Source organism: Bradyrhizobium lablabi (assembly GCF_001440475.1).
GTDB classification, from domain to species: Bacteria; Pseudomonadota; Alphaproteobacteria; order Rhizobiales; family Xanthobacteraceae; genus Bradyrhizobium; species Bradyrhizobium lablabi.
Map to the genome: position 1 here is coordinate 88,048 of NZ_LLYB01000134.1, position 22,317 is coordinate 110,364.

A 22,317-nucleotide genomic window follows, 5' to 3' on the forward strand; every position below is an offset into this window, starting at 1 on the left:
GCCCGCGCTCACTTCTTCCAAAGGATCGCCCTTGCGCAGCATTGCATTCGTCACGTTCGCCCGCACAATTGCCTTTGCGGGCGCAATCGCATGCACTGCGACGCTGGCGTTTGCCGCCGACCCCAAGCCGGATTTTTCCATCAAGACCAAATGGGTCGAAGCCAGCATCTTCCTCGACGCCGGGATCAAGGCCGAGCCGGCGCTAGCGGCGAACTGCCTCGCCGAGGGCAAGGCATGGGCGACAAAGAACAAGGCCGATGCCGACAAGGAGCGCAAGCAGGACCCGGACCTGTTCCGCAATGCGTGGTCGTATGAGCGGAAATACGAGACGCGGTCGGTGGTCGACGGCCGCTATATCAGCATCATCAGGGCAGACTACGAATATACTGGAGGCGCGCACCCCAACAGCTCCTCTGATACCATCCTGTGGGACAAGTCAGCCGGCAAGCGCATCAGCATCCGTCCGTTCTTTAACGAGACAGCCGACAACGGCCCGACGATGAAAGCGATGCGGCAAGGCGTCATTGCTTCGCTCGAGGCCGAGAAGAAGAAACGCGGCGCTGATGGCACCGATGCCAGCGCCATCGAAGGCATCGAGCCGAAGCTTCTCAAGATCGGCCCAGTCGCGCTGGCGCCATCGACCGAACAAGGCAAGAGCTCCGGCCTGAACTTCTACTACGCACCTTACGCGGTCGGCTCCTATGCCGAAGGCGAATATATCGCCTTCGTACCCTGGGAAACGTTGAAGCCGTATCTAACGCCGGAAGGCGCCAGAATTTTCGGCGGCGCGCAACCGAAGGAAGACGAAGACCGGCCGCAGTGACGGCCGCCTCAGGCGGCAAGGCGGCCGAGCGACCGTTCGAGCGAATGCGTCCAACCCGGAATCCATGACTGGAACAGCTCATGCCAGCGATCCGCGTCCTGCGGCGCGGTGTCGAGCTTCACGGACCATTCGATGAAGGTCCGGTTGCCCTCGACGATCGGCAGCAGATGCATCGTTCCTAAATAGCGTGTCGGGGCGGTCGCCTCCGGCGAAAGCCCGGCTGGAAACGGAAACGGTTCTATGCCCGCATAGGTCAGCGAGTGCGCTTGGTCGGAATGACCGGCGAGCCGCTGGCGAACCCAGTTGCCGAGATAGCAGAAGCGCCTCACCGCGCCGACCTCATCGCCGCCTCTGTCGTCCTCGATCACGCTTTCGCTGACGCCGTCGATATAGGCCGGGTAGTTGTTGAAATCGCGGATCAGGGCCCACACGGTTTCCAGGGGATGGTCCAGCACGGTGCTGTAATAGGCTGTCGTCATGGTTCTCTCCGCAATTCGATCGCGGCTCGATGACCGGGCCGCACATGGATACCTATTTCGCGTAGCCCTGTTGCCGCCACCCGATTTCCGGATGTGGCGAGATGCCCACCGGCGACGATCCTCCTCGTGAGCCAATGCCTTGCGACCACAACGCAAAGCCGCCTAGAATGTCTCATCACAAGAGCGTCCGGCTTCACGGACGCCGCAGGGAGATCGCCCAATGTCCAAAATGATCACGCGCCGCGCCTTTGCGGCTTCATCCGCTGCTGCCGCGGCCGTCGCGGGCTTTGGTTTCAAGCCGGCCTTGGCGCAGGCCTATCCGGCGCGGCCGGTGACCGTGATCGTGCCCTGGGGCGCCGGCGGCGGCACCGACGCGACCGCGCGCATTGTCGCGGCGCTCCTGGAAAAGGATCTCGGCCAGCCGTTCAACGTGGTCAACCGCACCGGCGGCTCGGGCGTGGTCGGCCATACCGCGATCGCGACCGCACCGGCGGACGGCTACACCATCGGCATGCTGACGGTGGAAATCTCGATGATGCACTGGCAGGGCCTCACCGAACTCGCACCGAAGAGCTACACGCCGCTGGCGCTGATGAACGAGGATCCGCCGGGAATCCAGGTCAGTTCCACCTCGCCCTACAAGACCGTGAAGGAACTCGCCGACGCCATCAAGGCCGCGCCCGCCGGCAAGTTCAAGGCCTCCGGCACTGGCCAAGGCGGCATCTGGCATCTGGCGCTGGTCGGCTGGCTGCAGGCGATGGGACTGGCGCCGAACCATGTCGCCTGGGTGCCGTCGAACGGCGCCGCACCCGCGATGCAGGATCTCGCGGCGGGCGGGCTCGACCTCACCACCTGCTCGGTGCCGGAAGCCCGCGCGATCATCGAGGCCGGCAAGGCGCGCAGCCTTGCCGTCATGGCGACGGCGCGCAACCCTGTATTCGCCGATGTTCCGACGCTGAAGGAGGCCATGGGCATCGACTATTCGACCGGCGCGTGGCGCGGCATTGCCGGCCCCAAGGGCATGCCCGCCGACATCGCCACCAAGCTCACCGCGTCGCTGAAGAAAGTCTATGACTCCAAGGAATTCAAGGAGTTCATGAGCAATCGCGGCTTCGGCACGGTGTGGGGCGATGCGACCGAATTCGCAGCCTTCATGGACAAGGGCGACGCCCAGATGGGCGTGGCGATGAAGGCCGCCGGTCTGTCGAAGGCCTGATCGGTCTTCGCCGGCTGACATCGTCCGAAATCCGCGGAGTTGGTTCATGCGTCTACCCGATCGCGTCACGGGCTTGTTTCTCGTTGGCCTCGGCGCGGCTGCCGCCTATGGCGGCTGGCAGTTGCCGCCGGTGCCCGGCCAGCCGGTCGGGCCGAACGTCTTTCCGCTGGTGATCGGAACGGGCCTTGCACTGTGCGGCCTTGCGATTGCGCTCGGGATCGGCCGCAGTTTTGAAGAGGAAGAAGAACTCATTCCGGTCGAGGGCGGCCAGCCACAGCCCCCGACCGGAAAGCTCTACGGCTTGCGCGCCTTGCTTCCGCCGGCGCTCCTGCTGTTCTATGTGGCGGTTGCCGACCAGCTCGGCTTCATCATCACCGCAGCGCTGATCGTGTTCGTGACGTCGACCGCGCTCGGCGCCCGCTGGAAGCTTTCGCTGCCGCTCGCCGTGCTGGCGCCGATCGGCATTCATCTGATTTTCTCAAAATTGCTGCGCGTGCCGCTGCCGGCCGGGCTGCTGCCGATGCCCTGGTGATCGATGCTCAACACCCTCGCCCAAGCGTTTGCGCTCATCTCCACCTGGGAAGTCATCGTCGCGATGCTCGCGGCATCGGTCTATGGCCTTGTCATCGGATCGCTGCCCGGTCTCTCGGCGACGATGGCGACCGCGCTGCTGGTCCCCGTCACGTTCTATCTGTCGCCGATCGCGGCCATCGCCACCATCGTGGCGGCATCCTCGATGGCAATCTTTTCCGGTGACATTCCAGGCGCCCTGCTGCGCATTCCCGGCACGCCCGCTTCGGCGGCTTACGCGGACGAAGCCTATGCGATGACGCGCAAGGGCGAGGCCGAACTCGCGCTCGGCGCCGGCGTCTGGTTCTCCGCCGTCGGCGGCATCGCGGGCACGCTGTCGCTGATGATCCTGGCGCCGCCGCTTGCCGAAATCGCGCTGTCGTTTTCGACCTTCGAATATTTCTGGCTCGCCTTCCTCGGCCTGATGTGCGCCACGCTGGTCGCGCGCTCCTCCCCGGTAAAGGCGATCGCCAGCATGTTCATCGGCCTGCTGGTCTCCTGCATCGGCATCGAGAACCCCGGCGGCGTCCCCCGCTTTACATTCGGCGTCACCAACCTGCTCGGCGGCATCGAGCCGATCCCGGCGCTGGTCGGCGTCTTTGCGGTGGCGCAGGTGATGCGCGCGATGCTCACCCCGGAGCCGCCGCCGATTCCGCGGCGCAAGTTCGGGAGCATCATGGCGGGCCAGTGGCTGCTCACCAAAAAATATCACTGGCAGATGACGCGCGGGAACATCATCGGCATCATCATCGGCGTGCTGCCGGGCGCCGGCGCCGACATGGCCGCCTGGGTCAGCTACGCCATGTCAAAGCGGTTTTCGAAAGAACCCGAGAAATTCGGTACCGGCCATGTCGAGGGCCTGGTCGAAGCCGGCGCCAGCAACAATGCCAGCATCGCCTCGGGCTGGGTGCCCTCGCTGCTGTTCGGCATTCCCGGCGACACCATCGCGGCGATTGCGATCGGCGTGCTCTACATGAAGGGGCTCAATCCCGGCCCGACGCTGTTCACCGAAAAAGCGTCGAGCATGTATGCGATCTACCTGATGTTCATCATCGCCAACATCATCATGATCCCGTTCGGCATCGTCATGATCCGGCTCGCAAGCCATGTGCTGCGCGCGCCGCGCTCCACCGTGATGCCCGTCATCATGCTATGCTGCGCGGTCGGTTCCTTTGCCATCGGCAACAACATGTTCGGCGTCGTCACCGTCGCGACCTTCGGCATCATCGGCTATGTCATGGAAGAAAACGGCTACCCGGTCGCCGCGATGGTGCTCGGAATCGTCATGGGCACCATGATCGAGCAGAGTTTCGTCACCTCGCTGATCAAGTCCGATGGCAGCGTGCTGCCGTTCTTCGAGCGGCCGATCGCGGCGATCCTCGCCGCCATGGCGATCGGCGCACTGATCTGGCCGGTGCTGGTCTGGGTGTGGCGGAAGCTCAGGCGCGAGCCTGCCCCCGCTACGGCGTCCCGCTGATCCGTGCAGGCCCCTCGCCTGCACGGCGCGGCCGTTGTAAACCATGGCATGACCCTGCCGAAGACCGTTTCCCCCGATTTCAAGAAGCTTGCCAAGGACGTCCGCTCAGGCCAGCGCGCGGCGCTGGCCCGCGCGATTACCCTGATCGAAAGCAGGCGCGCCGATCATCAGGCCGCCGCGCGCGAACTGGTGCAGGCGCTGCTGCCCGACACCGGCAAGGCGGTTCGCGTCGGCATCACCGGTTCGCCCGGGGTCGGCAAATCCACCACCATCGACGCGCTCGGCATGTTCCTGATCGAGCGCGGCCACAAGGTCGCGGTGCTTGCGGTCGATCCCTCCTCGGCCCGCACTGGCGGCTCGATCCTCGGCGACAAGACGCGGATGGCGCGGCTGGCCAATTCGGACGGTGCTTTCGTCCGACCTTCGCCCTCGTCGGGCACGCTTGGCGGCGTCGCCGCAAAGACCCGCGAGGCGATGCTGCTCTGCGAGGCCGCCGGCTTCGACGTGGTGCTGGTGGAGACCGTCGGCATTGGCCAGTCCGAGACCGCCGTCTGCGACATGACGGATTTCTTCCTCGCCCTGATGCTGCCCGGCGCCGGCGATGAGTTGCAGGGCATCAAGAAGGGCCTGGTCGAACTCGCCGACATGATCGCGATCAACAAGGCCGACGGCGACAATATCAAGCGCGCCAATCTGGCGGCGGCCGAATATCGCGGTGCGCTGCATATTCTTACCCCCCGCTCGGAACATTGGCACCCGCCGGTCGTGACCTATTCGGCGCTGACCGGCACGGGGATGGACACGCTGTGGCAGAAGATTCTAGATCACCGCACCGCCATGAACGCCTCGGGCGAGTTCGCCGCGCGGCGGCGCGAGCAGCAGGTGAAATGGATGTGGTCGATGCTGGAGCAGCGCATGATGGCCCGGCTGCGGTCTGACGCCGCGATCCGCGCCAAGGTGAAGAAGACCGAGGCCGAAGTCGCCGACGGCCGCATCACGCCGGCGGTCGCCGCCGAGCAGATCGCGGAGATGCTGCGGTGAGCGAAAAGCTACGCATTCTCGTCACCGGCTTCGGCCCGTTCCCCGGCGCGCCCTATAATCCGACGCAGCCGCTGGTGGCGCGGCTGACGCGGCTGCGCCGGCCGGCCTTCACCGACGTCGAACTCTCCAGCCATATCTTTCCCGTCACCTACACAGCAGTCGACCGCGAATTGCCGCTGGCGCTCGCGAAACACAAGCCGCACGCGCTGCTGATGTTCGGGCTGGCTTCACGAACACCTTATCTGCGGATCGAAACCCGCGCCCGCAATGCCGTCACCATGCTCTGGCCCGACGCTGCGCAAACCCGCGTCCGCAAGGGATCGATCGCTGACGGCGCCGACGCGCAACAGTTCGGTCCGCATACCGCGAAGCTGCTCCGTGCAGCCAGCAACACCGGGCTCGATGCCCGCGCCTCGCGCGACGCCGGTAGCTATCTCTGCAACTACTTAAGCTGGCGCGCGATCGAATCCGTCGATGCGGATAACCGCCTTCGCCTCGCCGCCTTCATCCACATCCCGCCGCTGGCGCGCAGCGGCGCAGTCAGACGCAAGGGTTTTCCGCGCATCACGCTGGAGGAACTGGTCGATGCCGGCGAAGCGATGCTGCTGGAAATGGTGAGGCTGGCGCGGCGGGCTTCGTAGGGTGGGCAAAGCGCAGCGTGCCCCACCAGCAGTGTCAGACCTCATCCTGAGGAGCGCGGAACGCGCGTCTCGAAGGATGAATGGCACGAGCCGGGCCACATGGTTCGAGACGGCGCCAAAGCGCCTCCTCACCATGAGGATTTAGCGTTGGCGGCTCAACGGCCCCACCCAACATTAACCCTACCCTCAACAATCGCCGCCGCTGTTGCCGGTCTTCACCATGCCCGGTCGCATTTTCGCGATACCTATGAAGCTGCGAATGCCGCGACCTGCATTGCGCGAGGGCTATTTCACCATGGACATGAACCGCCGCCATCTCATTGGAGCGTCCGCCGCCGGCGTCGCCGGCGCGCTGGCGATGTCGCCTGATGCTGCGCGTGCCGCTCCGCCCACTTCCACTCTCGGCCGCGATGTCACGCAATTCGGCGTCCGCCCCGGCAGTCCGGACGATCAGACCGCGAAACTGCAGCGCGCGATCGATGAAGCCGCGCGCGCGCAAGTGCCGCTGGCGCTGCCGCCCGGCGTCTACCGCACCGGCATGCTGCGCCTTGCGAACGGCACCCAGCTGGTCGGCGTGCGCGGCGCGACCAAACTCGTGTTCACCGGCGGCGCCTCGGTCCTGCAGAGCGAAGGCGCCAACAATATCGGCCTGACCGGCATCACCCTCGATGGCGGCCGCATTCCGCTGCCGACGCGGCGCGGCCTCGTCCATTGCCTTGGCGGCCGCGACGTTCGGATCGCAGATTGCGAAATCACGGGCAGCGGCGGCAACGGGATCTGGCTCGAGCAGGTCTCGGGCGACATTTCCGGCAACATCTTCTCGAAGATCGAGACCACCGCGGTCGTATCCTTCGATGCCCTCGGCCTGATCGTCTCGCGCAACACCATCACCGATACCAATGACAACGGCATCGAGATCTTGCGCACGGCGATCGGCGATGACGGCACGCTGGTGCTCGACAACCGGATCGAGGACATCAAGGCCGGCCCCGGCGGCTCCGGGCAATATGGCAACGCCATCAACGCCTTCCGCGCCGGCAACGTGATCGTGCGCGGCAACCGCATCCGGAATTGCGACTACTCGGCCGTACGCGGCAATTCGGCGTCGAATATTCACATCACCGACAACAGCGTCAGCAATGTCCGCGAGGTCGCGCTCTATTCGGAATTCGCGTTCGAAGGCGCCGTGATCGCCAACAACACGGTGGATGGCGCCGCCGTGGGCGTCTCCGTGTGCAATTTCAACGAGGGCGGCCGCATCGCGGTCGTGCAGGGCAACGTCATCCGCAACCTGCTGCCGAAGCGGCCGATCGGCACCGCGCCCGATGATGACGCCGGGATCGGCATCTATGTCGAGGCGGACTCGACGGTGACAGGCAACGTTGTCGAGAACGCACCCTCGTTCGGCATCATCGCCGGCTGGGGCAAATATCTTCGCGACGTCGCCATTACCGGCAATGTGATCCGCAAGGCCTTCGTCGGGGTCGGCGTGTCGGTAATGCCTGGCGCCGGGACGGCGCTGGTCAACAACAACATGATCTCGGAAACCCCGCGCGGCGCCGTGGTCGGGCTCGACCACGCCCGCACGATTACGACCGATCTGTCGGCCGAAGGCGCCCAGCGTTATGCGCAGGTAGTCGTGGGAGGCAACGCGGTGCGACGATAGCTCGCCCTGCCCGCCCGCCTACAGCGCGTTGCGCAGCAGCGGGTAGCGCTCCTTCATCGCGTCGAGATCGAGCGCCGGGAACGACATCTCGTCCAGCGCCAGCGGATCGGCCACGGGCGGCGCCTCATCCACAACAGCGAGCTGGCTTTCCAGCGCGAACAGCACCTCGGCGGGAACATCGCGTGGCGGCGCGGCGGCAACCGGCGCGGGCTGCGGCTCCACTACCGGCTGCGGCCGAAGCTGCACCACCGGCTGCGGCTGAAGATGCACGACCGGCTGACGATACCCCTCATCGCGCGGCAGCGGCGTCAGCGGCAGCGGCAACACTCGACGCCGGCCGAGCCAGGCCAAATCGATTTGCGTGTTGTCGAGCGCTGCCTCACGGCTCAGCAGGTCGCGCCAGGTCGCAACCGCAGCCTTGGCTTCCCGGATGTTTTCGAGAAATTCGCGTTCGGTGTGAAAGCGGCGCCAGCGCCCGGTCTCGAACAATTCAGTAAGGTATTCCAGCCGTTGCTCGGCAAGGTTGCACCAGCGCGCAACGATGTTGCGGCCACGTGCCACGTCTGCAGGATGTGCCATAAATCAGCCCGTAAGAGAGAGACGGACGCAGACGCAACCAGAGACGAATCAGTTTGGAGATCACAGGGATATTCTGTGGAAAACTTTTTGGTTGTCCAGTACGTGCAGCTACGGATTGCGCCAGCAATCAAAGAAACCCGCACAAATACGGAGTTGTCACCTCAATCCACCGTCAAGCCGCACAGCAGCATGGGCGCTTTGCGAAGCGCGCGCCGCCATTGCGCGTGAGAACACGCACGGGAAAATTGCACCTCGTGCCGACAAACGAGAAACTTGTACCCGGCAAGCAGGCGCGGCGGCGCATGCGATGCAACTTCTTCGAAAGCCTGGCCTGAAAATGAAAGACCCGTCCGGGGGGACAACCGGACGGGTCAAGCCATATGGGCGCTTGGGGTGGATGGGCGCTCGCGCCGAATATAGCCACTGGGGAGGGATTACCGCTCCCACATCATTTGGTCGCGGCACCCTCGCCAGACGTTCAAAACGCCGGGCGATTTTTTTAACGTTCTCTTTAGGGGGCGATTGCCGAAAATCACCGCGTAGCGGGCTTATTTCGCGGCGTTTGCGGCCGATTTGTCCGCTGCCATCGACGGCGGGGAGTCATTCAGCGCCCGGCTCACGGAAGCGTTATCGGCGGACGGGTCGAGCGCCGGCGCTTTTTCTCCCGTTGGCTTGCCTGAGGCCGAGGCAAGTGGAACCGCCGGCGCGGCGGCTGCGGCGGTAACCGCGGCAAAGGCGTCGGCTTCGCCCGCTCCGAACTGATCGTCGCGGCCGGGGGTGCCGAGATCGCGAGCGGTGTTCGTCAGGATCGCGCGAACGTCGCCAGGCTTCAGTGCCGGGTTGCGCTCCATGATCAGCGCCGCTACGCCGCTGACATAGGCCGCGGAGAACGAGGTACCTGACGTGATCTGATATTTGTCATCGGGCGCCGGCAGGAAGATATCCGCCCCTGGAGCGGCAACCGCGATGTGGTTGCCGCGGTTGGATGCCGCAAACAGTTTTTCCTGCGCGTCGGTGCCGCTCACCGCGATGACGTTCGGATTGGCGGCGGGATAGAGCGGCGGCGATTTCGCACCGGCATTGCCGGCCGCCGCGACCATCAGGATGCCGCGGGCCGCCGTCGCTGCGATGCCGCGCTCGATCAGCGGATCCTGCGGGCCTGCAAAACTCATGTTGATGATCTGCGCACCGTGCTCTGCCGCATAGTCCAGCCCCCGGAGGATCACATAGGACGTGCTCTCCGCGCCCTTCGATCCCGCGCCGAATGCGCGGATCGCAATCAACCTCGCTTCCGGCGCGCTACCCATCAGCCTGGCATGCGCGACGATCGCGCCTGCAATGCCGGTGCCATGGGTATGCGGGCCTTCCTTGCTGCCGAGCGCGTCAAAACTGTCGGCGACCGAGTTGGCGAGTTCGGGATGCCTGACGTCAACGCCTGAATCGATCACCGCAATGGTGACGTTCATGCCGCGGACAAGCTTGTGCGCCTGCGGCAGCCGAAGCTGGGCGACGGCGTATTGCGCGGCGTCGCCCTCGGTCGAAGCCTTCTGATCCTGCAGCAAGTAGCGGAAATTGAGCTGCACCGAACGCACGCTGCCGTCGGCTGCGAGTTCGCGGCGCACGGTATCCGCCGGACGGTTATCGACGATGCGGAACAGGCCGATGGTGCCGCCGAGCAGCGGGAAGCTCTGCGAGGAGATACGCTCCAGGCCGTGACGCCGCGCCAGTTCGTCAGCCTCGGCATTGGATAACGCGCCGTCGATTTCGGCGACGAGTTCATTCTTGACTGCGCGCAGATTGACCGCCGCCTGCGCGTTGTCGTTGCCTGATCCACCCTTGCCCTTCTTGGATGAGGTGCCGTTGCCGCCGCCGGCGGACATGACCGGGCGATCGAAGCATTCGCCGTCGGGACCGCGCATCGCATATTGGCAAGCCGGATAGAGGTTGGGCGAAAACCGCGCATAAGGCAGCGTCGACGGCACGCCGGCGCCCGGGCGCACCCGCAGGGTCGAACTCATGGTGCCGATCCTGGTCGGCGGCGTCCGCGCGGCGGTATCGACGCTCGGCCGGGCAGCGACAGTCGGGCGAGCAGCGATGGTGGGGTTGATGCGCGGCGTTATCGTCGGATTGATGGTCGGCGTCCGCACCCCGACATTGAGGTTGGGCGTGCGCATGATGCTTTGCGCATGAACCGGCGAAGCTGCAGCCGCGATCAAAGGCAAAAGCGCCGCCGGCACAATCAATGCCGCGCGGCGCGTCTTCATCAGCCAATTCGGGCCATCGTGAACCATGGGACCTCGGCTCTCCCGGGGCGCGCCGGAGACTCTACGGCGTTGCGACCGCCAGGCTGACGATCTTCTCGCGCTGCAGCCTGGCGAGCAGGCCGGCAACCTCGTCCTTGCTCATCGCCTTGCCGAACTGAAGGCTGAACATGCCGCCCTTGGCGCCATCGACGATCGAAGCCTGGTAATTGTCGAGCAGCGCGGTGATGTCGGCAATGCGGGCGTCGGGTGTAAACCGCACCAGCGCACGCGTCGGCGTGATGCTGCTGCCGAGATCACGCGTAAGCGGCGCGGCCGACTTCTCGTTCAGGCTCAGCGACGCGGTCTGGAACGAAGCGGTCTGGTTCTTCATCAGCACCGCGCCGATTACACCGGCCTGCAACAATAGCAGTACGGCGCCGAGGCTCGCCGACCAGGCCAACGTACGCGGCGACAGACTTGCAAAGAACCCCGATAACCGCGCAGACAGGCCAATCGAACGCGACGGCTCGCGCGCCGGCTCCGCGTCGATCGCCGCAAACAGCTTTTGCATGGCGCGCACGGACGGCGCACCCAGGCTCTCGTTGAGGCTGATCGTCTCGGCGTATTCTTCACGGATGACGGCGTACTGCCGGGCCAGTTCGGGATCGCCGGCGAGCGCTTCCTCGACACGGCGCGCGTCGCGCGCGTTCAGGGTACCGGCCGCGTGGAAGGGCAACAGCGTCTCGACTTCGCTGGGCTCGTGATCCAGCATTTTTTTGCTCGCTGCCATCATGGCCAACCTCGCTCTATGCCTGCTGCTTTGAGCAACTCGGCCAATTTCTTGCGCGCATAAAACAGGCGCGTCTTGACGGTGTTCTCCGGAATACCGACGATTTCGGCCACCTCTTCCACGGACTTCTCGTGGTAGTAGACGAGATCGACGATCTCCCGATGCTCTGGCGAAAGTGCTGTCAGGCACTTGCGCAACGCTTCACCCGTATCCTTCTTCTGAACCACCACTTCCGGATCGTCGGACGTGTCCTCGATCGCGTTCGCGGTTTCGTCGTCCAGTCCAACGTCCTTGCGGCGCCGAAGTGCCGAAAGGGCCTTGAACCGTGTAATCGCCAGGAGCCAGGTGGTAACGGCGGATCGGCCTTCGAACTTGCCAGCCTGACGCCACACATCGAGAAAAACCTCGCTGATGAGGTCTTCCGCAATCTGTTCGTCCCTTACGAGCCGAAGCCCGAAACGGAACACCCTGACATGGTGCCTTCCGTAAAGCACCTGCATGGCGAGCCGGTCGCCTTGAGCGATCCGAGCGATCAGAACTTCATCTGAAGCCGCCTGTGTCGCGCTCAATGGCCGTCTCGCAAGGTTGGTCGGACGGGAGTGGCCGGCGGTTCGATGGGAAGAGTGAGATTCTTCACATTACGGCAATGCCGGAATTGCATGTGTGACCTACCCCACAGACGGACATGGTCCGGCCATTTTCCCGGCAGAAACGAGCTGAGCCCCATTATTGGTACCATAATACGGAAACACTTTCCTAAAGACGCGCCACCCGCAACCTTATCAAGGCTTCGCCGGCAGAGCAGCATCTGCGTGACGCCGGCCACCCCTTTGGAGGCGGGTTCCACCCTATCGGAATTCGGCAGATTTCTGCTGCGAAAACAGTGCAATGGCAGGGTTTTAACGGACCCGATTCGGCTTCAAAAGATACCAAACCTAAAGGCTTTATTCCCTAAAGTTTCGTCCGACGCACACCAACAGCGACAGGACATGAGCAGCGCGGCTTCATTGCTTCAGGGGCAAGCCTCCCACAGTGCGACCGCATATCCGGTCCGCCTGTCGCCGGAAGTATTGAAGCGCCGGGTCGGCCAGCGCCGCCATATGCTCGCGGTCCAGGGCGTCAGCTATTCGCTGATCACCTCGGTCCTGCTGGTCTACTGCTACGCCGGCACCGTCCCGATCATCATCCCGTCGGCCTATTTCCTTTCCGGCATCGGATTGCTCTCGATCTTCGTCGTGTTGTCGGAAGCCCACTTCAACGACCGGTTCGAGGATCACTATCTCACGATCTTCCAGGTCGCCGGCCATGTCGTGATCCAGCTCGGCTTTCTGCTGGCGGCGCCCGGAATCGGATTTGTCTTCCTGAGCGTCGTATTCCTGATCTTCGGGTTCGGCGCGCTGCGAATGACGTCCAGGCAGGCGATCATCACCTGGACGCTGACCATGATCGGCCTGGCGCCGATCTTCCTCTTCACCAGCACCCCGATCGGCCTGCCGATCACCACCCAGACCGAGCGCGTCGCGGCCATGCTTTCCTTTGTCCTCACGATCGGGCAATGCGCCTTCGTGGGACTGTATGGCTCCACCATGCGCAAGATGCTCTACGACCGCAGCTTCGAACTGAAGGCGGCGTACAAGCGGATCGAGGAGCTTGCCGAGCTCGACGAACTGACCGGCTCGTCAAACCGCCGCAGCATCATGCGGATGCTGGAGGAAGAAATTGACCGCGCAGCCCGCGGCGGATCGCCCTGCTCCATCGCACTGATCGACCTCGACTGGTTCAAGCGCATCAACGACGCCTATGGCCATCCGACGGGCGACGAGGTGCTGCGGACATTCTCGATCACCACCTTCGCCAACATCCGCAGCGTCGACCGGTTCGGCCGATATGGCGGCGAGGAATTCTTGCTGGTGCTGCCCGGCATGGACGCCGGCCAGGCCATGCGGGCGCTCGATCGCCTGCGCGTTATTATCGCCGAGCTCGACTGGAGCGCATTCTCGCCGGGCATGAAGGTGACGATGTCGGCAGGCGTTGCAATGCTTAATCCGAACGAGTCCTCAGACACATTCCTCGCGCGCGCCGACAGCGCGCTTTATGCAGCCAAGGCGCAGGGACGCAACCGTATTACCCGCGCCTGATCCAACATTTTCAGCTCCCTCCGGCGGTGAAGAATCCGCCGCCGGCCTTTGCTCCAGGACAGAGTCATGATTTTGAAGACCGCCACGTCTCCCTCTCCGGCACATCTGCTCGACGAGCTGCAGTCCACGCTCGCGCACGGAACCGTCGCTCGCCGCGTGGAAACCCTGCGCCGGGTGACCGATCTCTTCATCAACGGCGCGGTGGATTATTCGGACGAGCAGATCGGGCTGTTCGACGACGTCTTCCAGTGCCTGATCGATCACATCGAAACCTCGGCCAAGATGCTGCTGGCCAACCGTCTCGCTCCGATCGACACCGCGCCGCCGCTCACCATCCGCGCACTCGCGTTCGATGACATCATCGAGGTCGCGGGTCCGGTGCTGTCGCAGTCGATGCGGCTGGACGACAAGACCCTGATCGAGAACGCGCGCAGCAAGAGCCAGGCGCATTTGATGGCGATCTCGACCCGCAAGACCCTGAGCGGCGCGGTCACCGACGTGCTGGTCCAGCGCGGCAACGATCAGGTAGTTCAGTCGACCGTGAACAATCCCGGCGCGGAATTCACCGAGCGCGGTTTTACCCGCCTCGTCAGCCGCGCCGAAGGCGACGACGATCTCACGGCCTCGATCGGCCTGCGCCCGTCGGTGCCGCGGCATCTCTATCTGAAACTGCTCGCCAAGGCCTCCGACACGGTGCGGCAGCGGCTGGAGGCCGCCAATCCCAAGCAGGCGGCCGAGGTGCCGACCGTGGTCAAGGAGGCAACGCGGCGCGCGCGCTCGGCGACCTCGACGATCACCAGGGACACTGCGATTGCGCACGCGCTGGTCAAGTCGCTGTACGAGGACGGCCGGCTCGACGAATCGGAGGTCGCGTCGTTTGCCAAGGCCGGGAAATTCGACGAAGCCAACGCCTCGATCGCGGCGCTCGCCAACGTATCGGTTGCGATCGCCGAGAACATGATGATCGAAAGCCGGGCCGAAGGCGTGATGATCCTGGCGAAGGTCGCCGGACTGTCATGGCCGACGGTCAGGACCCTCATCAGGATGCGCGACGAGCTGTCCGGCGCGGAGCCGACCGATCTCGTCGTCAGCCAGGACACCTATGAGCGGTTGCGGCCGTCGACGGCGCAGCAGGTGCTGCGTTTCCACCGCATGCAGCAGAACGTGCCAGCGTGAGCTACTTACCCTCCCCTGGAGGGGGAGATGCCGGGATTGACGCCGTAGTCATCGTGGGCAAGATCAGCAAGACTGAACGCGTGCGGGACCGCTCGCTCCAATCGCGTTGACCAGTAGCGGGTCAGCTCGTCGCGCCCTTGATAAAGACCCTCGCACGCACATCGGAACGATGCTTTTGCGTCATAGAGATCCAAGAGATCGTCGAGACAACGCGCTCTGCAAGCGTCAAGCCAATCGAAGGTGCAATTCGGCATCGGCGTTTCACTCCAACACCGCCTTCCGGCGGAGCGAGCAAAATAAGAATAGCTGCGCCAGGTCATCGACGCAGGTCAGGTTCATCAACCTGCTCTAGTACCAGCACTGACTCTGCGCGCAAGGTCTGATGAGCGCGTGCGTTCCAATGATGGAATCGAGATTGCATGAAAAAAGCCTCAAGCCGGCGGCGGCTGGCTGAGGCATTTTCAAAGCGCCCGTTCTTGTTGATTCTTGTTTTTTGCTTCGTAATTGAAGGTGGGGCACAGTGGATTTCCATCTTTTCCCGACAAGATGCAACGCCATAATTTGCAATGCTGGACAACGTTATCGCGATATCTGACATCGCCAGCGTTGCTTGCAGTTTTTTCCCGAGATCTAAACTGTCCACTTTTGTACTTATACAAACTTATGTCCCACTTTCGTCCTTAAAAAGTCGGCCAAGGGGAGTGGAACAGTGGCCGAGAGATCCAAAGAGTTGCCAGAGCCGCAGCATACTCAGTATGAGCAGCGGCGCTGCCCAAAGTGCGCGGCCTTCGCCCGTGTCCCTCGTCGTTTCTGTCCATCTGTATGAGTGCGTTTGCGGTGAACTCATTTGGGACGATTAAGGCACATCGGTAATCGAGACGCCGGATGCAATGCCCCAAGCCAAACATCAGCACGCTTCTGCAATTCTGCGAGAATATCAGAGAGCTGAGGCGGAACTAATCGGCAAGGCCGTTGTGCTCTCCGACGGCAAGGCGGGTACCGTAGAGGCAGTGTTCTTGGACGAGATGCACGGTTTGCGGCTCTCGATCGCGGGCCATCCCGGCAAGTGGCCGGTTTCCACGATCAAGCTGTTGCAGGCGTAACTGTCCAGATTAACGCCGTTTCCTTCACAGAATCTTCGTGGTGCGACGTCAGCATGTGCCCTGCCAAAAGCCGGAGCGTACGTCCGCATCGTCATGCGGGGAGCAGATGCAGTCGGCGCAAGGCGACGTGAATGAGATCAGGACCTTGCGCGATCAATGTAGAAGCCGCGGTGGAGCCGGGTCCAATGAGTCGTCAGCGAAACTCCGAAATCGTCTCCGCCAAGGTCCGTCACGGTAGAGTCGTAGGCCTGGAGTGCCCGAAGTGCAGTGCCACGTCGCGACAAATACTTGAGATACATTCTCACCGTCAGTGTGCTGCGAAATTTGGTAGAGAGCGAGGCCCGGTTCTACTGTGCACGTAGCGACGAGAAATTCGTCGGTAGCGAAGCAGCGGGTGGCTTCATCGTCCACGTCAATGTTTTGGCCGTACTGCCGGAGAAGGTTGTCGGTGAGTCTAATAAGTTCCGTGACGGCTTCCCGGTCGAACGCCGTCCTGCCAGCAGAGCGCGGTCTAACCAGCCTTCTCGACCGCTCGATCACTGCGGACCTAGCGTAGCCCAACAGGGCCGCGACCCGACGCGCGACGTACTTTGTCCCCTGCACTCAAGGCTCCCCGCGAGTGATGACAAGGCGCCCTACAACGTAGAACTGCTTCTTTGGTTCCATCAACCCGCGACGCCCCGCGCCGGCTTCTTGCCATGGTTGTAGACGGAATATTGTCCTGAAAGCTCCAATGAGGGGCGCAGGACCTCAAAGAGCCTCAAGGGGCGCAGGGGGGATGGTCGGAAAAATCCCGGCGGCAGCAATTCCGGGCGCGGCGGCGGTCCTGCCCCCGTGCAAGCCCGAGCACCACCCTGCCGCCGCTGCGTCGGCGGCTTACGCGGCCGCTTCTTCGGCTTCGCTTTTGGCCGGCTTTCTTCGGCATCGCGCCGCTCGTTGATCTTGGTGAGGGTGAAGGGGCTGCTTCAATATTTCAGCAGCTTCGCCCCCGCGAGCGCGCCGATCGCCGTCACCAGCGCGGTCGCGATCGTGTACCATGCCGCCACGAACAGCGGTGAATCATCCGTGCAGTGTGACGCGTAGAGCGTCGCGGCCAATCCCGCCGACAACAGTCCGGCGATGGCGCCGGCAACCGCCGGCCGCGACGGCGCTCCGTGACGCAATCCGACCAGCGCGCCAGCGAGGAGCGGCAGCGACATCAGCGGGATCGCGACCAGGCATGTCGACGAATTCTTGCCGACCATCCGCGTCATCATCGGCAATCGCTGCGGCATCATCATCTCGCCGCCGATCGCCGCGGCCAGGATCCCGACCGGGGCCAGCAGCAACAAGCCAAAGCCGCGCAGCGAGGCCTCGGGCCGCGACAAATGCAGGCTGACGGCGATCGCCGCGATCGCCAGCGCCAGCGTCACCGCGAATTTCAGGTTGAAGAACGGATTGTGCATCGCAACCATCACGTCGGGCCTGACGCCGAGCTCCGTGAAGAACATCAACAGCGAGACCGGCGCGGCAGCCAATAGCGCCAGCATCAGCGCGAAGCCAACGGGGCGCGCCCGGTGCGCGTTGTCGGCAGCCAACGTTCGAATGAGCTGATCGGTATCCATTCTCACCGTTCCCGTAGCTTCGCCGTCAGGCTGGCGAGCCCGCGGTGCAGCGCCACCCGCACCGCGCCCTCGCTCATCGAAAATTTCGCCGCCGTATCCTTGATCGAGGCGGCATCGACCGCGATCGCCTGCAGCACGTCGCGCTGCCGCGCCGGCAGCGTCTGAAGCTGGGCCGCGACCTCGCCTGGCGAGGCGGTCTCGGCCGGCGTTTCACCCGGCAGCGTCTCGGCGAAATCGTCGATGTCGACGAAGATGCGCCGGCCGCGGCGGCGCAGCGCATCGATCAGCTTGTTGCGGGCGATCGCAAACAGCCACGGGGCAAACGGGGCGCTGACGTCCCAGGTGTGCCGCTTCAGATGAACCGCCAACAGAATGTCCTGCACGATGTCCTCGGACTGATCGACCGGCTGCCCTGCCCGCGCCAGACCACGGCGCGCCGCGGCCCGGAGCACCGGCGTGACGGCCTTGAGCAGGCGATGATACGCCGCACTGTCGCCTGCGATGGCCGACCGCATCAGGCCGGTCCATTCGTCATCCCGTTCGCGCACCCGCGCTCCTACCGTGCAATTCGGTCGATCTTTCAATTTGTTACGTCAGGACACCGCAATCACGAAGTCGTGATCAGAGTCCGGTTCGGCGACTCGGCTGACTCCTGTCCGGGAATCGGAACGGCCGGCTGCACGACGGCAGGCTCATAACATCGATTGCGCGGGCCCGCATCCGGTCGGCCGCAACAGGATTGCCCAGCTTTTGCCGGGTGTTGCCCGAAGATTCCCTTTTTCTGCCGCGCTGTGGACATCCGCAGGGTCTCATTTCGCCGCTGGGCGGCGGCCAATGGGGAGATTCTACATGACGATCAAAGCCAGCGCGCGGTCGGCCATGATTATTGCGGCAGGCTTTTTGGTGGGTTTCGCAGCAGCACCGTTACCGGCGATGGCCGTGGGCGCAGATGCAGATACCGCCGCTGCCTCGAAATCGGAGAACGCGACGTCCGGCAAGTCCGTCAGGCAAGATTCCCGTTCCCTGAAGAAGCGCTACGCCCATCGCAATACGACGCACGCGGCTGCGAAATCCGACGACAGCAACTCGGCAGCGAAACCCGAGAGCAAGAAGGCGGAAGAAAAGCAGGTTGCCGACACAAGCGGCGGTACTCCGCCGGGAATCCCCGCATGGCTCGCCAATGCCAACGCCCAGATGACCGCGGCTGATGCGCCGTCCGATACCGCCAAGGGGATGTCGGCGGCGATGTCCGAGAAAGCTAATACCGTCCTGCAGGCGGCGGCGGAAAAGCCTGCAGATGCCGAGGCGTCGGCCGATGCCACCGTGGTTGCCTCCGACCAGCTCAACGAAGTCGATCGTGCGCTGCACGCTAACCCGTCCGAGGCCGCCTCCACGCAGACCGTTGAGGCCGCCTCCACGCAGACGGTCGCGATGGCTTCGGTCAAACCGGCGTCGGATGGCGCCGCGCAGGCCGCTACCAACGACAGTTCCACCTTGGACAAGACCTCGCTGATCGGAAAGATCTTCATCGCCTTCGGCGCCCTGCTGACGATGGCGTCGGCCGCGCGCATGTTCATGGCTTAAGGGGGGTCCGCGGCACCGGACGCAGACGAGCGCGTCCGGCGTCGTGTTTGCACCCACTTGAAGCCCACCCCGGCAGCGGGCACATTGCCCGCAAATCAGCTACCCGGGGTGGATCATGGCGACGTTCGAATACATCATTGTTCAGAGCAAGGGCGCGGTCGGCATCATCACGCTGAACCGGCCGAAAATGCTCAACGCGCTATCGTTCGGCGTGTTTCGCGAAATCGCGGCGGCTGTCGATGACCTCGAGGCCGACGACAAGATCGGGTGCATCCTGCTCACCGGCAGCGAAAAGGCGTTCGCCGCCGGCGCCGACATCAAGGAGATGCAGCCGAAAGGCTTCATCGACATGTTCTCCAGTGATTTCACCGCCATCGGCGGCGATCGCGTCGCCACCTGCCGGAAGCCGACCCTTGCCGCCGTCAGCGGCTATGCGCTCGGCGGCGGCTGCGAACTCGCCATGATGTGCGACATCATCATCGCATCCGACACCGCCAAATTCGGCCAGCCCGAAATCACGCTCGGCACCATCCCAGGGATCGGCGGCACCCAGCGGCTGACGCACGCGATCGGCAAGTCCAAGGCGATGGATCTCTGCCTCACCGGCCGCATGATGGATGCCGCGGAGGCCGAGCGCTCCGGCCTGGTCAGCCGCGTCGTGCCGGCGGACAAGTTGATGGAAGAGGCGCTGTCGGCCGCCGAGAAGATCGCCTCGATGTCGCGTCCCGCGGCCGCGATGGCCAAGGAGGCCATCAACCGCGCATTCGAAACGCCGCTGTCGGAGGGCATGAACGTCGAGCGCAACCTGTTCCACTCGACCTTTGCGCTGGAAGACCGCTCCGAGGGCATGGCGGCGTTCATCGAGAAGCGCAAGCCGGTGAACAAGAACAGGTAGGGCTGCGGTCGAATTTGCGTAGGGTGGGAAGGCGCCTAGTGCCGTGGCCACCTACCAGGTGTGAGACCTCATCCTGAGGAGCCGCGCAGCGGCGTCTCGAAGGATGAATGGCACTAGCGGGGCCGCATGGTTCGAGACGCGCTGCGCGCTCCTCACCATGAGGGTTAAGCAACTCCAATGGTGGGCACGCTTTGCCTTGCCCATCCTACAGCTACTTTGCATGGGGTTGTTTTCGATATTTTCGTTGTCGCCGCTATTTCGTCCGCGCCAACGCCGCATTGACCAGCGCGCGATAGCCGCGCTCGGCAAACGTCGTCGGGCGATCGAGGCCGAGCCGCTTCAGGCATTCGCGCTTGGCCGCATCCGGCGGCTGGGTCATTCCCTGCCATAGCAATCCCGGCAGGCGAAGCGGCGTCCGCTGAGCCTCGCGCAGCAACTGCAAGGCCGGGATCAGCCGTTGCTCGACCTCGGTAAAATCGCTGCCAAATGGAAATGACGGCAACAGCCCGGCCTCGCGCGCGGGCTTTAAGGCCTCCGCGACCCGTTCCGGAAAGTTCTCGCGATGAGCCCGTGGAATTTCATACGCCTTCGGCAGCTTGCCGGCATCCTTGGCAATCCCAGCCAGTTCGTCCTGGAAACGCGAATCCGTGACCGCCAGCATCGCCGCAATCGTCTCGGCATCCGATTTGCCCCTGACATCGGCTGCGCCATATTCGGTGACGAACACGTCGCGCAGATGCCGCGGGATGGTCTGGTGGCCGTAATTCCAGCGGATGTTGGAGAACGTCTTGCGACCAGCCTGCCGTGTCGAATCCAGTGCGAGAATCGATCGCGCGCCGTGCAGCGCGAACGCCTGCGCGACGAAATTGTACTGGCCGCCGACGCCGCTGACGACCTGACCGTCCTCGAGGCCGTCGGAGACCGCAGCTCCCATCAGCGTCGCCATCATCGCGGTGTTGATGAAGCGCGCGTCGATCCGCGCGCGGCGCTTGGCATCCTCGTCGCCATAGAGCTGGTTGGTGAAGGACACCGGCATCATCTGGATGCGCGCGAGTTGGTCGGGAGCCATCTCCCGCAACGCGCGATAGAGCGATTTCGGCCCGACGAAGAACGCGCCGTGCAGCACGACGCCCTCGACCTCGCGCTTGAGAATGCCCGCGTCGATCAGGCCGAGGAAGGCGTCGATCAGCATTTCGCTGACGCCATAAAGCCCCTTCGTGAACGGCCCACTCTCCACGGGCGCCGCGCCCGGCGTCAGCCGCTTCATGATGGCGTGGTACTGCGCGTTGTCGTGGTGGCGAACGATCAACCCCCGCGCCAGCGCATCGCCGACCTGTCCGATGCCGATCTGCAGCGTGCCGCCGTCAGGCACGAGGCCAGCGGCATGCAGCCCGATCGCATATTTGGTGTCGCTGACCGGCTCGGCCGGTGGCGCGAACAGCGGGAAATCCGTCGCGGGGCTGTCGAGCACGGCGGAGAATTCGTCTGCCGGCAGATCGCCGGCGCCCGGCATGAACGGCAGTTCGGAGTTGACCTGGCCGATCAGCTTGAATGACGCGCGCCCCTCGTTGCGGGCGCGCAGGATGTCGAGCGTCGTGTCGGTGTTGCAACTCAAACTGTAGCGCGCCACGCCGTCGACCACACGTTTCGCCACCAGTTGGGTGACGACGTTCAGCCCGCGCGTCAGCAGATAGGACGAGGCATGGGTGTAGTTCGCGGAGATGTAGTGCTGCTGCGCGTACGGCACGTGCAGCCATTTGCCGGCCAGGAAGAAGAACTCGATCACCTGGACGTTGGGCGGCAGTTCGCCGGCATGCAGCGAATCGGCATAGGCGAGGTCCGGGTAACCGCCGAACAGGCGATCGATCACCGGGCCGATGAAGCGCCGTTCGAGCAGGCTTGAGGGCCGCGGCTTTTCCAGCGTCAGCGCCGAAAACAGGGTGAGCTTGATCGAGCGGTCAGCCACGGCGCGCGCATACAGCGCGTTGACGACATGGTTGGCCTTGCCGAGCCCGAGCGGCAAACCGACCACAAGGTCGGTTCCGACATCGCGGATGATATCCTCCGCGATCGCTTGGGGGTCGGAAAACAGCTTTGGCATCGGTTGCGGACCCGGGCATAGCTTGGAAGCCAACCGCCCTGAGTCGGACGCCAGCGATCCGAGCATAGCGCATTTGCCACCGGACTGCGTCTGTGACGAACGGGCAACAGCCAAGCATGTATTTCAGTGAATTAATGTACTGATGTCGCGCGGCAGTTTGCCTGTGGCCACGGCGCCCCCTAAACAGGTAG

21 protein-coding genes are annotated in these 22,317 nt (G+C 63.8%); 12 read left to right on the forward strand and 9 right to left on the reverse strand.

Annotation, left to right across the window (positions count from 1 at the left end):
- Positions 1-31: 31 nt before the first annotated feature.
- The gene (locus CQ14_RS40070; RefSeq protein ID WP_430650256.1) at positions 32-823 is read left to right on the forward strand and encodes a DUF3298 and DUF4163 domain-containing protein; all 792 of its coding nucleotides are present in this window, start codon (positions 32-34) and stop codon (positions 821-823) included.
- Positions 824-831: 8 nt separating this feature from the next.
- Here the strand turns inward: CQ14_RS40070 and CQ14_RS40075 are convergent, their stop codons facing one another.
- Complete coding sequence (locus tag CQ14_RS40075; RefSeq protein ID WP_057863247.1) at positions 832-1,302, reverse strand: SRPBCC family protein; 471 nt, start codon at positions 1,300-1,302, stop codon at positions 832-834.
- A 220-nt stretch (positions 1,303-1,522) separates the two neighbouring features.
- On the opposite strand from CQ14_RS40075, the gene CQ14_RS40080 reads away from it, so the two are divergent.
- The 6 genes from CQ14_RS40080 to CQ14_RS40105 all read left to right on the forward strand — a co-directional run bounded on the left by CQ14_RS40080 (position 1,523) and on the right by CQ14_RS40105 (position 7,913).
- Complete coding sequence (locus CQ14_RS40080; RefSeq protein WP_057863248.1) at positions 1,523-2,518, forward strand: tripartite tricarboxylate transporter substrate binding protein; 996 nt, start codon at positions 1,523-1,525, stop codon at positions 2,516-2,518.
- A gap of 46 nt (positions 2,519-2,564) precedes the next feature.
- Positions 2,565-3,050: a tripartite tricarboxylate transporter TctB family protein gene (locus CQ14_RS40085; RefSeq protein WP_057863249.1), complete on the forward strand. Its 486-nt coding sequence runs from the start codon at positions 2,565-2,567 to the stop codon at positions 3,048-3,050.
- A gap of 3 nt (positions 3,051-3,053) precedes the next feature.
- A complete protein-coding gene (locus CQ14_RS40090; protein ID WP_057863250.1) occupies positions 3,054-4,565 on the forward strand; it encodes a tripartite tricarboxylate transporter permease in 1,512 nt (503 codons plus the stop codon).
- A 48-nt stretch (positions 4,566-4,613) separates the two neighbouring features.
- Complete coding sequence (meaB, locus tag CQ14_RS40095; protein ID WP_057863251.1) at positions 4,614-5,606, forward strand: methylmalonyl Co-A mutase-associated GTPase MeaB; 993 nt, start codon at positions 4,614-4,616, stop codon at positions 5,604-5,606.
- Entirely contained in the window at positions 5,603-6,247 is a 645-nt protein-coding gene (locus CQ14_RS40100; protein WP_057863252.1) for a pyroglutamyl-peptidase I, read from the forward strand. Before meaB ends, CQ14_RS40100 begins: the two co-directional genes overlap by 4 nt.
- Positions 6,248-6,542: 295 nt before the next feature.
- Positions 6,543-7,913, forward strand: a complete 1,371-nt coding sequence (locus CQ14_RS40105; RefSeq protein WP_057863440.1) for a TIGR03808 family TAT-translocated repetitive protein — start codon at positions 6,543-6,545, stop codon at positions 7,911-7,913.
- Positions 7,914-7,931: 18 nt separating this feature from the next.
- Here CQ14_RS40105 and CQ14_RS40110 read toward each other — a convergent pair whose 3' ends face one another.
- The 4 genes from CQ14_RS40110 to CQ14_RS40125 all read right to left on the reverse strand — a co-directional run bounded on the left by CQ14_RS40110 (position 7,932) and on the right by CQ14_RS40125 (position 12,094).
- On the reverse strand, positions 7,932-8,492 hold the full coding sequence (locus CQ14_RS40110; RefSeq protein WP_057863253.1) for a TIGR03809 family protein: 561 nt from the start codon (positions 8,490-8,492) through the stop codon (positions 7,932-7,934).
- 548 nt (positions 8,493-9,040) lie between these two features.
- On the reverse strand, positions 9,041-10,783 hold the full coding sequence (locus CQ14_RS40115) for a S8 family serine peptidase (protein WP_057863254.1): 1,743 nt from the start codon (positions 10,781-10,783) through the stop codon (positions 9,041-9,043).
- Between the two features lie 34 nt (positions 10,784-10,817).
- Positions 10,818-11,528: a hypothetical protein gene (locus CQ14_RS40120; protein WP_057863255.1), complete on the reverse strand. Its 711-nt coding sequence runs from the start codon at positions 11,526-11,528 to the stop codon at positions 10,818-10,820.
- A complete protein-coding gene (locus CQ14_RS40125) occupies positions 11,525-12,094 on the reverse strand; it encodes a sigma-70 family RNA polymerase sigma factor (protein ID WP_057863256.1) in 570 nt (189 codons plus the stop codon). The genes CQ14_RS40120 and CQ14_RS40125 overlap by 4 nt, the downstream gene beginning before the upstream one ends.
- A gap of 420 nt (positions 12,095-12,514) precedes the next feature.
- Here CQ14_RS40125 and CQ14_RS40130 point away from each other — a divergent pair, with 420 nt between their 5' ends.
- Together CQ14_RS40130 and CQ14_RS40135 are read left to right on the forward strand one after the other, a co-directional pair.
- A complete protein-coding gene (locus CQ14_RS40130) occupies positions 12,515-13,663 on the forward strand; it encodes a GGDEF domain-containing protein (protein ID WP_057863257.1) in 1,149 nt (382 codons plus the stop codon).
- A 66-nt stretch (positions 13,664-13,729) separates the two neighbouring features.
- Entirely contained in the window at positions 13,730-14,839 is a 1,110-nt protein-coding gene (locus CQ14_RS40135; protein WP_057863258.1) for a DUF2336 domain-containing protein, read from the forward strand.
- Between the two features lie 316 nt (positions 14,840-15,155).
- Here CQ14_RS40135 and CQ14_RS44320 read toward each other — a convergent pair whose 3' ends face one another.
- The gene (locus CQ14_RS44320; protein WP_156435863.1) at positions 15,156-15,482 is read right to left on the reverse strand and encodes a hypothetical protein; all 327 of its coding nucleotides are present in this window, start codon (positions 15,480-15,482) and stop codon (positions 15,156-15,158) included.
- Between the two features lie 247 nt (positions 15,483-15,729).
- On the opposite strand from CQ14_RS44320, the gene CQ14_RS40140 reads away from it, so the two are divergent.
- A complete protein-coding gene (locus CQ14_RS40140; protein ID WP_057863259.1) occupies positions 15,730-15,942 on the forward strand; it encodes a PRC-barrel domain-containing protein in 213 nt (70 codons plus the stop codon).
- 965 nt (positions 15,943-16,907) lie between these two features.
- Here the strand turns inward: CQ14_RS40140 and CQ14_RS40145 are convergent.
- On the reverse strand, positions 16,908-17,546 hold the full coding sequence (locus CQ14_RS40145) for an NrsF family protein (protein ID WP_057863260.1): 639 nt from the start codon (positions 17,544-17,546) through the stop codon (positions 16,908-16,910).
- Between the two features lie 2 nt (positions 17,547-17,548).
- On the reverse strand, positions 17,549-18,094 hold the full coding sequence (locus tag CQ14_RS40150; protein ID WP_057863261.1) for a sigma-70 family RNA polymerase sigma factor: 546 nt from the start codon (positions 18,092-18,094) through the stop codon (positions 17,549-17,551).
- Between the two features lie 202 nt (positions 18,095-18,296).
- Between CQ14_RS40150 and CQ14_RS40155 the strand changes: the two genes are divergently transcribed.
- Together CQ14_RS40155 and CQ14_RS40160 are read left to right on the forward strand one after the other, a co-directional pair.
- The gene (locus CQ14_RS40155) at positions 18,297-19,130 is read left to right on the forward strand and encodes a hypothetical protein (protein WP_156435864.1); all 834 of its coding nucleotides are present in this window, start codon (positions 18,297-18,299) and stop codon (positions 19,128-19,130) included.
- 115 nt (positions 19,131-19,245) lie between these two features.
- Entirely contained in the window at positions 19,246-20,025 is a 780-nt protein-coding gene (locus CQ14_RS40160) for an enoyl-CoA hydratase (protein ID WP_057863263.1), read from the forward strand.
- Positions 20,026-20,278: 253 nt separating this feature from the next.
- Here CQ14_RS40160 and CQ14_RS40165 read toward each other — a convergent pair whose 3' ends face one another.
- On the reverse strand, positions 20,279-22,126 hold the full coding sequence (locus CQ14_RS40165; RefSeq protein WP_057863264.1) for an acetyl-CoA hydrolase/transferase C-terminal domain-containing protein: 1,848 nt from the start codon (positions 22,124-22,126) through the stop codon (positions 20,279-20,281).
- Between the last annotated feature and the right edge of the window lie 191 nt (positions 22,127-22,317).

What these genes read in the sequence shown, in the direction of transcription:
- CQ14_RS40075 (WP_057863247.1), bottom strand. Translation starts at nt 1,302, where the DNA reads ATGACGACAGCCTATTACAGCACCGTGCTGGACCATCCCCTGGAAACC.
- CQ14_RS40080 (WP_057863248.1), top strand. Translation starts at nt 1,523, where the DNA reads ATGTCCAAAATGATCACGCGCCGCGCCTTTGCGGCTTCATCCGCTGCT.
- CQ14_RS40085 (WP_057863249.1), top strand. Translation starts at nt 2,565, where the DNA reads ATGCGTCTACCCGATCGCGTCACGGGCTTGTTTCTCGTTGGCCTCGGC.
- CQ14_RS40090 (WP_057863250.1), top strand. Translation starts at nt 3,054, where the DNA reads ATGCTCAACACCCTCGCCCAAGCGTTTGCGCTCATCTCCACCTGGGAA.
- meaB (WP_057863251.1), top strand. Translation starts at nt 4,614, where the DNA reads ATGACCCTGCCGAAGACCGTTTCCCCCGATTTCAAGAAGCTTGCCAAG.
- CQ14_RS40105 (WP_057863440.1), top strand. Translation starts at nt 6,543, where the DNA reads ATGGACATGAACCGCCGCCATCTCATTGGAGCGTCCGCCGCCGGCGTC.
- CQ14_RS40110 (WP_057863253.1), bottom strand. Translation starts at nt 8,492, where the DNA reads ATGGCACATCCTGCAGACGTGGCACGTGGCCGCAACATCGTTGCGCGC.
- CQ14_RS40115 (WP_057863254.1), bottom strand. Translation starts at nt 10,783, where the DNA reads ATGGTTCACGATGGCCCGAATTGGCTGATGAAGACGCGCCGCGCGGCA.
- CQ14_RS40120 (WP_057863255.1), bottom strand. Translation starts at nt 11,528, where the DNA reads ATGATGGCAGCGAGCAAAAAAATGCTGGATCACGAGCCCAGCGAAGTC.
- CQ14_RS40130 (WP_057863257.1), top strand. Translation starts at nt 12,515, where the DNA reads ATGAGCAGCGCGGCTTCATTGCTTCAGGGGCAAGCCTCCCACAGTGCG.
- CQ14_RS40135 (WP_057863258.1), top strand. Translation starts at nt 13,730, where the DNA reads ATGATTTTGAAGACCGCCACGTCTCCCTCTCCGGCACATCTGCTCGAC.
- CQ14_RS40140 (WP_057863259.1), top strand. Translation starts at nt 15,730, where the DNA reads ATGCCCCAAGCCAAACATCAGCACGCTTCTGCAATTCTGCGAGAATAT.
- CQ14_RS40145 (WP_057863260.1), bottom strand. Translation starts at nt 17,546, where the DNA reads ATGGATACCGATCAGCTCATTCGAACGTTGGCTGCCGACAACGCGCAC.
- CQ14_RS40160 (WP_057863263.1), top strand. Translation starts at nt 19,246, where the DNA reads ATGGCGACGTTCGAATACATCATTGTTCAGAGCAAGGGCGCGGTCGGC.
- CQ14_RS40165 (WP_057863264.1), bottom strand. Translation starts at nt 22,126, where the DNA reads ATGCCAAAGCTGTTTTCCGACCCCCAAGCGATCGCGGAGGATATCATC.